Below are 12,467 nucleotides of genomic sequence, written 5' to 3' on the forward strand. Positions count from 1 at the left end.
AGAAAGTCAGGGTACCAGTAGATGCACCGTATCGGCCGACACCCACGCCGCCGTCCTGATAGCTGCCCCGGCCAGCGCCGGCTCGTCCACCCGCGCCCGATCAGCGACGACGACGCGGTAACGCCCGGCGTGCCGCGTCACCTCCCCGACATTGCCCTGCCCGCCCAACGCAGCCTCCAGCGCCGCCGGCAATGCCACGGGAGCAACGGCGACGGCCGGCGTCGCCACCGGCACGACTGACACCGGCGCCGCATCGGCCGCCGTCCGCATTTCCATCGCCAGCCCGTCGGCTATGCCGCCGACGATCACCTGCACCGACGTCGCCGACGGCCGCAGCACGCCGCGCGCGCCGAGTTGCCGCAAACGCGGCTCGTCGATCGCATTGCTGTCCGCCACCGACAGCCGCAGCCGCGTCGCGCACGCATCAATGCCGCGCAGGTTTGTCGCCCCGCCCAGCGCCGCGACATAGGCCGCCGCCCGGTCGCTTGCCGCCACTGGCGCCGCGTCGGGCACGGCATCCGCTGGCTCACGCCCCGGCGTCGGCAGGTTCAGCCGGACGATCGCGTAGCGGAACAACGTGTAATAGATCAGCGCATAGGCCGCCCCCACCGGGATCAACATCAGTGGCTTCGTCGCCTTGCCGTAATTCAGGACGTAATCGAACAGCCCGGCCGAAAAGCCGTAGCCCATCTTCACGCCCAGCGCGTTCATCAGCGCTTCCGATGCACCGGTCAGCACCGCGTGGATCGCGTAGAGCACAGGCGCGAGGAACATGAAGCTGAACTCGATCGGCTCGGTCACCCCGGTCAGGAACGACGTCAGTGCCAGGCTGAGCAGCAACCCGCCGACCGACTTGCGCCGATCGGGCAAGGCGGTGTGGTACATCGCCAGGCACGCGGCGGGCAGGCCGAACATCATGACGGGGAAGAACCCGGTCATGAAGCCGCCCGCCGTCGGATCACCCGCGAAGAAGCGCGTCAGGTCGCCGCTCTTGCCGTGATAATCCCCGACCACGAAGTACGCGACGTTGTTCAGGATGTGATGCAGCCCCGTAACGAGCAACAGCCGGTTGAGCAGTCCGAACGCGAACAGTCCGAACCCGCCCGCCGCCACCACCGCGGTGCTGAGCGTGTCCATCCCGCTGCTGATCGCGCCATAGCTGAAGCCCGTGACCAGCCCGATCGCCAGCCCTGCGACGCCCGCGACGATCGGTACGAACCGGCGCCCACCGAAGAACGCCAGATATTCGGGTAGTTTCAGCGTCGAATAGCGGTTGTAGAACAGGCCCCCGACCAGACCGGAGGCAATGCCGATCGGCACTTCCAACTTGTCGATTGCGGTCGCCTTCCACGCCGATCCCACCGTCGCCAGCAGCGTCTCCGGCACGCCTGCCAGTGCCTTGGTCGGCACCGTCATCAGCACCTGCGCGCCGTTGATCGACACGAGGTAGCACACGATCCCCGCCATCGCCGCGGCACCGTTGCCGTCACGGGCGAACCCCGTCGCCACGCCGACCGCGAACAGCATTCCGAGGTTGGAGAAGATCGCCTCGCCCGCTGCGCTCAGGAATGGAATGTCGAGCAGATCGGGCTGGCCCAGCCGCAGCAACAGGCCCGCGATCGGCAGCACCGCCAGCGGCAGCATCAGCGCGCGACCCAGGGGCTGGAGGAACACCATCGGCGACGTCATCGGGCCAACTCCTCGGCGAAACGGCGGGCAAGCGCGCGCACTGCGCCCGCGCTATCGACGGCGATCGCCGCCTCCGCCTGCGCGGTGGCCCGCGCCAGTGACAGCACCGCGACCAGTGCCTTGGTGGCGGGCACGCGCGCCGGCGGCACGGACAGCGTCCGCACCCCCAGTCCCAGCAGGATCGGCACCGCCAGCGGATCGGCGGCAAGTCCTCCGCACACGCTGACCGGCACACCGCGCGTCGCCGCACCGCGACAGGCGGCCTGGATCAGCCGCAACACCGCCGGGTGCAACCCGTCGATCCCCGCCGCCAGTGCCGGATTGCCGCGATCCATCGCCAGCACATATTGCGTCAGGTCGTTGCTGCCGACCGACAGAAAATCCACGTGCGCCGCCAGCAGATCGGCGGTGATCGCCGCCGCCGGCGTCTCGACCATCGCGCCCAGTTGCACCGGGCCGATGCCCATCTCGGTGCGCAGCCGGTCGAGCACCGTCCGCACCGCGATCATCTCGTCGACGCTTGCGACCATCGGCACCATGATCCGCAAATTTTTGACATCGGCGATCGACACTATCGCGCGCAGCTGCGTCTCCAGTACCTCTGGTTGCACCAGCGCCACCCGGATACCGCGCACGCCCAGCGCCGGGTTTTCCTCAGCCGCGATATCCAGATACGGCGCCGGCTTGTCACCGCCGACATCAAGCAGCCGGATGACCACCGGCTTGCCCGCCAGCGCCGCCGCGACGCCGCTGTAATCCGCCGCCTGCTCGGCCTCGGTCGGTGCGGTCGCGCGGTCGAGGAATAGGAATTCGGTGCGCAACAGGCCACAACCCTCCGCCCCTGCATCCGCCGCCGCCAGCGCATCGGCGATCGATCCGAGATTGGCATAGACACTGACCGCGGTACCATCGGCCATCACCGTCGGTCGATCCCCGGCCGCCCGCGCCGCCGCCTCCGCCGCCGCCCGGTTGGCGATCGTCGCCCGCGCCCGGTCGACCCGGTCAGCGTCGGGATCGACATGCAGCGCGCCACCATCAGCGTCGATCACCAGCATCGCACCGTCCGCCACCGCGTCCAACGCCTCACCCAGCGCGACGAGCATTGGCACGCCCATCCCCGCCGCCAAGATCGCGACATGCGACGTCGGCCCACCACCAACGACCGCGAAGCCCCCGACCTGCTGCCCGGCCAGCACCGCCAGTTGCGACGGCAGCAGGTCGTGCGCAAGCACGATTGCCCCCGCCGGCACGTCGAGCGGCGCAGCTTCGGTGCCGAGGATCGCGTGAACGACCCGCAGCGCCACGTCGTGAATATCATCCGCCCGCTCGGCGATGCGGGCATTGCCGGATGCGCGTAGCTGCGCGCCCTGCTCGGCCGCGGCGGTCATGATCGCGCTCGCCGCAGCGGCACCCGCGTCGATCGCCTGCACCGCCCGATCGATCAGCGTCGTATCGTCGAGAATGGCCTGATGCGCCTGCAACACGCCGCCCATTTGACCCGGCGTCGCGACCGCCTCTGCCAGCGCCCGCCCGACCGCGTCGATGCCGGTCGCCAGCCGCGTCCGCTCGATCGCCACCCCCTCGCCGTGCGCCGGCACATCGGGCACCGCCGGCCGCAGCCACCAACCCGTACCGACCGCCAGCCCCGGCGCGGCTGTAACGCCACCGATCGCGCCCTCCGCCAGATCTGCCGGCGCGACGACAGCCCGGGGAGCGGCGGCTGGCGCCTGTGCATCCACCTCGGTCGTCAGCAACGGCTCGATCGCGGCGATCGCGGCGACGGCATCAGGGCCGGTCGCCTCGATCGTCACCGTCGCGCCATGCGCCAGCCCCAGTGACAGCAACGCCACCGCGCTGGCCGCCGACACGACGGCATCGCCGCGACGGAAATCGACGCGTGCATCGTGTCTCCGCACCACCGCCACGATCCGCGCGGCCGGTCGAGCATGGAGACCATGCGGCAGTTGCACGATGACATCTTGCCGGACCGTCTCGCCCGGCGCATTGTCGGTCTCGTCGAGGCTAACCTCTGCCCGAACAGCCTCGAACCGCACCCGCATCAACGGATCGCCGACAGACACCGGCCCCTCGCCGCACCGTTCGGTCACCGTGACGCCCTCATGATCGAGCACCAGCACCGGCGTGATCGCCGCCGCCGCACCGCGGACGATCCTGTCCAGATCGAACCGGATCAGCGGCGATCCCGCCGTCACCCGGTCGCCTGGCTGGACCAGCGGGGTGAAGCCCGCCCCGTCCAGCGCCACGGTATCGATGCCCACGTGCAGCAACATCGACACACCCTCACCCACCGCCAGCGTGATTGCGTGCCCGGCGGCATGAACCGTCAGCACGGTCGCATCGCACGGCGCGTGCAGCGTATCGCCGGTCGGATCGATGGCCATGCCCTGACCCATCATCCCCTCGGCAAAGACGGGATCGGGCACGGCGGCCAGCGGCACGGCCCAGCCGGCAAGCGGCGCGAAGAGTTGCATATCGGTCATCGCCCATTTCCCCGGCAGGTTGCCATCACCCTATCGCCTACCCCGTCGCTGACAATACCTATCAATGACCACTCGGTTACATTTTGGCGTCTCGTTCGCATCGGAGCGACAGCCTGTGTCAGCAGGAATAGCTGATATCGATCAGAAAATATTCGATCATTTTTCAAACAGCGGACGTTGAGCGGCTGTTCAGATTAGGCAGCATACATCCCCTAAAAATGTCGATTTTATCGTTTGGAAGCGTGCAACTGTCATGCTTCGCCGCCTGCTTGGGTACCTTGAGAACAGCCGGAATTTGGTTCGGTGCCTGACTGGCCATCCAGCAAAGTGAGAGATAATTTCTTCAATAAAGGAACTTTTTATAAAAAACGTTATGCGGGTGATTTTCATGGTAGCGTCTTTGATATGTATTGGTTATGTAATGTATACCAAATGGTGACGATAAGAGACACTCGAGAATCGTCCGTCGCCGGGTCTGTCGTCAGCATCCGACAGTAAGGTTTTAGGGGCGAGCGTGCAGCTGGGCGCGCCTTCGCATTGGGGAATGGTTATGCGCCTGCGACACATGATTCTCGTCAGCACTGCCCTTACCGGGTTCGCCAATGTGGCCCATGCGCAGGATGCGACACCCGCACCGCAGCAGACGGGAACCACCGCCGCCAGCGGTGATGCCGACGACAGCGAGATCCTCGTCACCGGTTATCGCGGCAGCCTTCGCGAAGCCATCAACGTCAAGCGCAACGCGAATGCCGTCGTGGACGTCATCACCGCGGAAGACGTCGGCAAGTTCCCCGACCGCAACGTCGCGGAATCGCTCTCGCACATTCCGGGCGTCAGCATTGACCGTCGCTTCGGCGAAGGTGAGAAGGTCGCCATCCTCGGCACCGATCCCGCGCTGAACCGGATGCTGCTTGACGGCCATGCGCTCGCATCGGCCGATTGGGGCGGCAACGACAACGATCCGTCCAGCCGTACCTTCAACTATTCACTGCTGGCGCCTGAGCTGGTTGACCGCCTGGAAGTATACAAATCGCCCGAGCCGCGCATCGAGGAAGGCAGCATCGGCGGCACCGTGATCGTCCGCACTCGCCGCCCGCTGGAACTGAAGGCCAACTCGATCTTCGCATCAGGTGGCTATTCGTACAACGACCGCTCCGAAAAGGGCAATGTCCGCGCCTCCGGCCTCTATAGCTGGAAGAATGCGAGCGAGACGTTCGGCATCCTCGGTGCCGTCACCTATGACAAGCAGAACCTGACCCGCGCTGGCGTTGAGTTCTTCGGCTACCAGAGCGGTGCGGACTTCTTCCAGAAGAACAGCGACGGCACCGTCCGTCGCGACAGCGCCGGCCAGGGCATCCTGCTCAACCCGAACGCCACCGTCACCGGCGGCACGAAGAACGACCTGATCGCAGCGGTCGCTCCGTTCGGCATCAACTACGCCTATTTCCAGCAGACCCGTGAGCGCAAGAGCTACACCGGCACGGCGCAGTTCCGCCCGTCCAGCGACCTGACGTTCACGTTGAACGCGCTGCACATCGACGGCAACTACAACAACTATAGTCAGTCGATGTACACCATCCCGGTCGCCTGGACCGGCAGCGTGCTGCAGACTGCCAATGTCAGCAACGGCGTGGTCAACTCCGCCTCGTTCGCCGCCGCGCCCAACCAGAGCGCGCAGCTCGACACGCTGGTCCGCAAGACCAAGCTGAAGACGGACAACGTCAACTTCTTCGCCGACTGGGAAGGCGACAACGACGCCAAGGTGTCGTTCGCTGGCGGCTGGAGCAAGGCGACCGGCGGCCGCAACCCCGAATATCTGTTCAACGTGCAGACGAAGCTGCCGTTCAGCTATGCCTTCACCGGCACCTCGGCCGACGTGAACTTCACCGGCGACCTGACCAACCCGGCGAACTACTTCACCAACCCGAACAACAACGATGCCCAGATCGAGGGCCGCCCGGTCATCGTTGGTGGCACGCAGCTCAACGCCGCGCAGATCGGTGGTCTCGATTACAGTGTCACGACCGATCGCGACATCTTCGGTGGTTACGACGCGGTGATCCCGTTCGAATTTGGTCCGTTCACCCAGTTGCTCGTCGGCAGCCGCGTCACGGATCACGTCAACCGCATCGATGCGCGTGGTATCAACACCTATCTACGCACCTCGCTGCTGGGTTCGCAGCTGGGCGTCGACACGCTGACCACGCCGGACGGCACGTTCGACGGCAGCGGTGGCACCGGTTCGGCCACCAAATATCTCAACCTGCCCGAGCAAGCAGTGATCGACATCCTGGCGAACGCGATCAACTCGCCGCTCGTCACCAAGATCGGCGCATCGACCCGCGTGAAGGAAACCGTCGCGGCCAGCTATGCCCAGCTGAACTTCGACCAGAGCGGCATCCGCGGCAACATCGGTGGTCGTCTCGTCTACACACGCGACATCTCGAACTATGCGACGACGCTGAGCAACACGGTGAACCCGCAGCCGGTGCCGACGCGCGTCACCACCGACTATCTGAAGTTCCTGCCCAGCCTGAACATCGCCTATTCGGTCACGCCGGAAATCATCATCCGTGGTGCAGCGGCGAAGGTTATCTCACGTCCGCGCTATCAGGATCTGGCGGCGGCGACCTCGCTGAACGACGTGACGCTCGACGGCGGTGGCGGCAATCCGAACCTGAAGCCGTACGCATCGACCAACTACGAAGTGACCGCGGAATGGTATCCGCGCGCCGGTTCGCTGATCGCGGTCGAACTGTTCCGCCGCGAAATCTCGAACTACATCATCAACACGCGCACCAACACGGTGTTCTTCAACTCGCTCCAGAACCGGCTAACGACCTATAACGTCAATCAGCCGATCAATGGCGGCAAGGCGAAGGTCAACGGCGCGCTGATCTCGGCGCAGAGCGAGATCTGGGGCGGCTTCGGTCTTCAGGCCAACTACACGTATCAGGACAGCAGCACCTCGTCGGTCGATACCACCGGCGCGGAGCTCAACCTGCCGTATCTGTCGAAGCACACGGTCAACGTGATCCCGTATTTCGAGAGTGGGCCGTTCCAGGCGCGCCTCAGCTACAATTATCGCACCTCCTATTTCCGCACGATCGGCCGCCTCGGCTCGAACGAAATGGTGGCGCCGTATAACCAGCTCGATTTCTCGGCCGGCTTCAACATCACGCCGCAGATCACGCTGACGGTCAACGCGCAGAACCTGCTCGACGAGACGTATCTACAGTACAACACCACCCGTGATCGTCCGACCGCCTTCTACAAAAACGGCCGGACGCTGGCGGCCAACGTCTCGTTCCGCCTGTAAGCGACCTCAACAGGTCGTCGATTTTAGCAACCCCGGCATTCGCGTGCCGGGGTTGTTGTCGTTACAGCCTCCCTCATTAAGCCGCCGCATACGGAGCATGACCGTGAACGACCTCACCCGCCGCACGCTGATCTCATCGGGCATCGCGTCCGGCCTGGCCGTCACCGCTGCTCCGACGTTGGCGAAGCCTGCGACTCCATCCGGCACCCCGGCGCCGTGGGGTGCCACGCCCTCCAAGCGGCAGCTGGTCTGGCACCGACGCGAGCGGTACGCGTTCATCCATTTCTCGATCAACACGTTCACCGGCCGCGAATGGGGTTATGGGGACGAGAGCCCCGACTTGTTCAACCCGACCGATTTCGACCCGGACCAGATTGTCGCGGCGGCGAGGGCGGGCGGGATGACGGGGATCGTCCTGACCGCCAAGCATCATGACGGCTTCTGCCTCTGGCCGACCAGGCTGACCGAACATTGCATCCGCAACGCCCCCTACAAGGGCGGCAAGGGCGATATCGTCGGCGAGATCGAGCGCGCCGCGCGCCGTGCGGGCCTGTCGTTCGGGCTGTACCTGTCGCCCTGGGACCGCAATCATCCGGAATATGGCCGGCAGGGCTATATCGACTACTTCCGCGCGCAGATCGTCGAGCTTTGCACGCGGTACGGCGAGCTGTTCGAATTCTGGTTCGACGGCGCGAATGGCGGCGACGGCTATTATGGCGGCGCGCGCGAGACTCGGAAGATCGATGCGCCGGCCTATTACAAATGGCCCGAGCTGATCGCGCTGGTCCACAAGCATCAGCCGATGGCCTGCACCTTCGATCCGCTCGGCGCGGACATCCGCTGGGTCGGCAATGAGGACGGGATCGCGGGCGACCCGTGCTGGCCGACGATGCCTAACCACCCCTATGTCCAGTCGGAGGGTAATTCCGGCGTGCGCGGCGCGCCGCTGTGGTGGCCGGCGGAAACCAACACGTCGATCCGTCCCGGCTGGTTCTACCACGCCGACGAGGATGCCAAGGTGAAAAGCCCCGCCCGCCTGATCCGCTTCTTCGACGAATCGGTCGCACGCGGCACCAACATGCACCTGAACCTGCCGCCCGACCGGCGCGGCCGGATCGCCAACCACGACGTCGCGGTCCTGAAGTCGTTCGGCGACGCGATCCGCGCCAGCTTCGCGACTGATCTGGCACAGGGTGCGGTGGCCAGCGCCAGCCATGTCCGCGGTCCCGCCTTCGCCGCGTCGAAGGTGCTCGACAACGACCGCGAAACCTATTGGTCGGCGCCCGATGGCGTCACCACCCCGACGCTGACGCTGGACCTGCCGCCCAATCGCAGCTTCGACCTGATCCGCCTGCGCGAATATCTGGCGCTCGGCGTCCGCGTGACGCGCTTCGCGGTGGAGGCAGAGATCGGCGGCCAGTGGCAGCGGCTGGCGACGCACGAGTGCATCGGTGCCCAGCGGATCATCCGCCTGCCCGCCCCCATCGCCGCGCGGCGCGTCCGCCTGGTCATCCTGGATGCGCCCGCCTGCCCGGCGATCAGCGAGGTGTCGCTGTTCCGCTCGGTCGCGCCGATCGACGTCGCACCGCCCGCCTCCAGTGACCTGACAGTCCTGTCGCCACGTAACTGGCGGGTCGTTACCGCCACGGCACCCGGCGCCAATGTCATGCTAGACAACGACGTATCGACCGTCTGGACCGTACCCGCGCCCACCGCCACTCCGGTCAGCGTGACGCTCGATCTGCGCGAGGCATTCGACTTGGCAGGCTTCAGCCTGACGCCGGCGCGCCACCCGGAAAAGGACACCGCCCCGCCACGCGGCTATCGCGCCGAAACCAGCACCGACGGCACGACTTGGATCGCCGCTGGCGAGGGCGAGTTTCCCAACATCGCCTATGCCCTGGCGACGCAGCGGGTGCCGTTCACCACGCCCCGCTCGGTCCGCTATCTACGCCTTTCCTTCGCCACCACCGCGCTGCCAGCGGCAAAGATGGCGATCGCGGATATCGGCGCTTTCACCCGCGGCTGACAGGTCCCCGGCGAACGCCGGGGACAACCTCAAGGCAGAACCTCGGTAGACTCCACGCCCCACAGATCGCTGACTTCGACGAAGCCGGCCTTCCCTTCCACGTCCAGCCGGCACCAGCCATTGCCGCAATGGTCGATCCGCCCGACCACGCCCGGCGCCGCCCGCCAGGCCAGCGGCGCGCCCGCCTCCGGCCGCTCGCGCATCTCCGCCGGCTCCGTCCCACGGACGACGGCGGTGCGCGTCGAGCGCAACAGGTTCATCAGCATCCAACCCTCGGCCCCGTCGGGGTCCTGCACCTTGCGCCATTCCTTGAACACCGCGACAACCCGCACCGGCAGGTCGCGCCGTTGGTACACCCAGCTGGCCGGATAGGTGCGCGCCGGTCCCGTCCGCGTCAGCGCCCGGCCCGGCCCGATCGACCGCCAATAGGGTGGCGCCTGCTTCGCCGTCTGGGCGGACGCCGGTGCCGCCGAACTGATTGCGGCCGCTGCGGCGGTGGTGATGATGATGAGGGCGATGCCCGCGATACGCATGAACTGTTCCCCTGTTGCCCGTCCCGACACGACGCAGGCAAGCGATCAACGCCCGTTGACGCGTCCGGCGCGCTCCGCCAAGTCCTTATCATGCCCGATACGCGTCGCTGCTCCCACCCCCGGGTGGTCGTCACCCGCGAATTGCCCGATCAGGTGATGGACCGGATCGCGGCACTGTTCGATGCGCGGCTGTATCGCGGCGACACGCGGTTGTCGCGCGACACCCTGCACGCGGCGGTCGCGGAATGCGACGTGCTGGTCCCCACCGTCACCGATGCGATCGATGCCGAACTGATCGCGGCCGCGCCTTCGCTGAAACTGATCGCCAATTTCGGGGCCGGCGTGAACCATATCGACCTGCGTGCCGCCCGCGCGCGCGGCATCATCGTCACCAACACCCCCGGCGTCCTGACCGACGATACCGCCGACATGACGATGGCGCTGATCCTGTCCGTGCCGCGCCGTCTGGCGGAGGGGGAGAAGCTCGTCCGCTCCGGTGAATGGCATGGCTGGAGCCCGGGCGGGATGCTCGGCCACCGTATCGGCGGCAAGGCGCTGGGCATCGTCGGCATGGGGCGGATCGGCCAGGCGGTGGCGGCGCGTGCCCGCGCTTTCGGCCTCTCCATCCATTATCACAATCGCCATCGGCTGCCCGCCGTGCTGGAACAGGAGCTGGCGGCGACCTGGCATGCCGATCTCGACGATCTGCTTCGCACCGCCGACATCGTCACGGTGCATACGCCGCTGAACGACGACAGTCGGATGCTGATCGACCGGCGTCGCATCGCCCTGATGCGCCCGCACGTCTATCTCATCAACGCCAGTCGCGGCGGCATCGTCGACGAAGAAGCGCTGGTCGACGCACTGGAAGACAAACGGCTGGCGGGCGCGGGCCTCGACGTATGGGAGCACGAACCGCGTATCGACCCGCGTCTGCTCGCCCTGCCCCATGTCGTCATGACCCCGCATATGGGCTCCGCCACGTTCGAGGGCCGGGTGGCCAGTGGTGAAAAGGTCATTCAGAACATCCGCATGTGGGCGGACGGCCATCGCCCGCCCGATCAGGTGCTCGAGGGTTGGGCCTAAGATTTCGACCCCGAAACGGTTGGAACGATTGAGTTTGATCGGATTTCTGTCGGGCATCCCCCGGGACCAACAGGAGTATCCATCATGAAGAAGATTGTTATGTCGTCCATGCTTGTCGCCGCCGCCATGTCGATGTCGGCGTGCTCGACGCTGCGCGGCGCGGCGATCGGCGGCGCTGGCGGCGCCGGTGTCGCGGCCGTGACCGGCAAGGATGTCGGCAAGGGTGCGGCCGTCGGGGGCACCGCCGGCGCCGTCGTGGGTACTGTCGTCGACTGACCTACGCCGATCGGCAAATGCGAAGGGCGGCACGGGAGACATCCCGCGCCGCCCTTTGCTTCGTCCCCCCAATGCTTCAGGTCAGCCGCCCCGCGCCGCCGTCAGCGACATCGCCGCGATCACGCGTCCGCAATAATGCAGGCATAACTCCTGATGGATGGCCGCAACCGTGGATGAACCTGCTTCGATCGCCCGAACGGCTTCGGTACGAGCGCGATCGGCATGATATTGGCAGTCTGGATCGGACGTCATCGGCACTACTCCATCGGGGCAGGTCGGCTGTCGGCCCCGTGGATTGCCGCGGTTTGTCGCCACCGTTGCGGGCCGGCAACATCTGTCGCAATCTGTCGTCAGCTCTTGTTGGTCGCGCCCTGCTGTTCGACCGGCACAGGCGTCAGTTCGTACACCTCGAACGCATCGCCCGGCATCGCCAGCCGCCAGCGGAACGGGCCGATCCGCTCCACCACGCCGACCCGATCCCGCGCCCGATCGGTGCCATAGCCGAGCGCGGCATTGCCCGGTCGCTGTTGCCGCGTTCCCATGAAGACATACCGGTCACCATCCGGATACAGCCAGCCGCCCAACAAGGTCGGGCCGGTCTGCTTGGTGAAGCTGATCCGATCGCCCACCTCGTCGCCGACATAGCAGAAGAACGAACCCGTCTTTCGCACCGCGATCCGCGCCATCGTGACGAGCCGGCATTTGTAAGAACCCGGCGGCAGCGCCGGATGCGGCAGGGCGGCATCGGCGCGCAGCAGATCACCCTCGATCTTGATCGTCGTGGCCGCACGTCGCCCCAACCGTCCGCGCGCGGTGGCCCAGGCACCGGACAACTGCTCGATCCGATCGACGTCGTCCGCCACGATCGCCATGCGCCATGCCGGCGGCGGTGGTCCCATCGTGACGGTCGGGGGCGGCGTCCGATCGGTGGCACAACCGGCCAGTGTCAGCATCAATCCGGCGATGATGGTCCGTGTCATATCCAGCGTCCCGTCCCGTTGATCCGGCCGGCACCGGGCCGGGCGAAAGGGATA

Annotated in this window: 9 protein-coding genes; 4 read left to right on the forward strand and 5 right to left on the reverse strand. The window is 66.3% G+C overall.

Annotated features, from left to right (window positions below):
- Positions 1-6: 6 nt before the first annotated feature.
- Both nagE and ptsP read right to left on the reverse strand, forming a co-directional pair.
- Positions 7-1,689, reverse strand: a complete 1,683-nt coding sequence (gene nagE, locus ASG67_RS08655) for an N-acetylglucosamine-specific PTS transporter subunit IIBC (protein ID WP_235535122.1) — start codon at positions 1,687-1,689, stop codon at positions 7-9.
- The gene (gene ptsP / locus ASG67_RS08660) at positions 1,686-4,190 is read right to left on the reverse strand and encodes a phosphoenolpyruvate--protein phosphotransferase (RefSeq protein ID WP_056528364.1); all 2,505 of its coding nucleotides are present in this window, start codon (positions 4,188-4,190) and stop codon (positions 1,686-1,688) included. Before ptsP ends, nagE begins: the two co-directional genes overlap by 4 nt.
- A 550-nt stretch (positions 4,191-4,740) precedes the next feature.
- On the opposite strand from ptsP, the gene ASG67_RS08665 reads away from it, so the two are divergent.
- Positions 4,741-7,509, forward strand: coding sequence for a TonB-dependent receptor (locus ASG67_RS08665; protein ID WP_056528368.1), 2,769 nt, complete (start codon positions 4,741-4,743; stop codon positions 7,507-7,509).
- Positions 7,510-7,612: 103 nt separating this feature from the next.
- The gene (locus ASG67_RS08670; RefSeq protein WP_156460718.1) at positions 7,613-9,538 is read left to right on the forward strand and encodes an alpha-L-fucosidase; all 1,926 of its coding nucleotides are present in this window, start codon (positions 7,613-7,615) and stop codon (positions 9,536-9,538) included.
- A gap of 29 nt (positions 9,539-9,567) precedes the next feature.
- Here ASG67_RS08670 and ASG67_RS08675 read toward each other — a convergent pair whose 3' ends face one another.
- Positions 9,568-10,071 carry an SH3 domain-containing protein gene (locus tag ASG67_RS08675; RefSeq protein WP_056528374.1) on the reverse strand — a complete coding sequence of 168 codons (504 nt, stop codon included), beginning with the start codon at positions 10,069-10,071 and terminating at the stop codon, positions 9,568-9,570.
- Between the two features lie 90 nt (positions 10,072-10,161).
- Here ASG67_RS08675 and ASG67_RS08680 point away from each other — a divergent pair, with 90 nt between their 5' ends.
- Positions 10,162-11,157, forward strand: a complete 996-nt coding sequence (locus ASG67_RS08680) for a 2-hydroxyacid dehydrogenase (protein ID WP_056528377.1) — start codon at positions 10,162-10,164, stop codon at positions 11,155-11,157.
- A gap of 84 nt (positions 11,158-11,241) precedes the next feature.
- Complete coding sequence (locus ASG67_RS08685) at positions 11,242-11,433, forward strand: YMGG-like glycine zipper-containing protein (protein ID WP_056528380.1); 192 nt, start codon at positions 11,242-11,244, stop codon at positions 11,431-11,433.
- An 81-nt stretch (positions 11,434-11,514) separates the two neighbouring features.
- On the opposite strand, the gene ASG67_RS18830 is transcribed toward ASG67_RS08685, so the two are convergent.
- Both ASG67_RS18830 and ASG67_RS08690 read right to left on the reverse strand, forming a co-directional pair.
- A complete protein-coding gene (locus ASG67_RS18830; RefSeq protein ID WP_156460719.1) occupies positions 11,515-11,685 on the reverse strand; it encodes a hypothetical protein in 171 nt (56 codons plus the stop codon).
- 98 nt (positions 11,686-11,783) lie between these two features.
- Positions 11,784-12,413, reverse strand: a complete 630-nt coding sequence (locus ASG67_RS08690; protein ID WP_056528383.1) for a DUF4893 domain-containing protein — start codon at positions 12,411-12,413, stop codon at positions 11,784-11,786.
- Between the last annotated feature and the right edge of the window lie 54 nt (positions 12,414-12,467).

This window comes from Sphingomonas sp. Leaf339 (genome assembly GCF_001426195.1).
GTDB lineage: Bacteria > Pseudomonadota > Alphaproteobacteria > Sphingomonadales > Sphingomonadaceae > Sphingomonas.

Coding starts and splice junctions, on each gene's coding strand:
- nagE (WP_235535122.1), bottom strand. CDS start 1,689: ATGACGTCGCCGATGGTGTTCCTCCAGCCCCTGGGTCGCGCGCTGATG.
- ptsP (WP_056528364.1), bottom strand. CDS start 4,190: ATGACCGATATGCAACTCTTCGCGCCGCTTGCCGGCTGGGCCGTGCCG.
- ASG67_RS08665 (WP_056528368.1), top strand. CDS start 4,741: ATGCGCCTGCGACACATGATTCTCGTCAGCACTGCCCTTACCGGGTTC.
- ASG67_RS08675 (WP_056528374.1), bottom strand. CDS start 10,071: ATGCGTATCGCGGGCATCGCCCTCATCATCATCACCACCGCCGCAGCG.
- ASG67_RS08680 (WP_056528377.1), top strand. CDS start 10,162: ATGCCCGATACGCGTCGCTGCTCCCACCCCCGGGTGGTCGTCACCCGC.
- ASG67_RS08685 (WP_056528380.1), top strand. CDS start 11,242: ATGAAGAAGATTGTTATGTCGTCCATGCTTGTCGCCGCCGCCATGTCG.
- ASG67_RS18830 (WP_156460719.1), bottom strand. CDS start 11,685: ATGACGTCCGATCCAGACTGCCAATATCATGCCGATCGCGCTCGTACC.
- ASG67_RS08690 (WP_056528383.1), bottom strand. CDS start 12,413: ATGACACGGACCATCATCGCCGGATTGATGCTGACACTGGCCGGTTGT.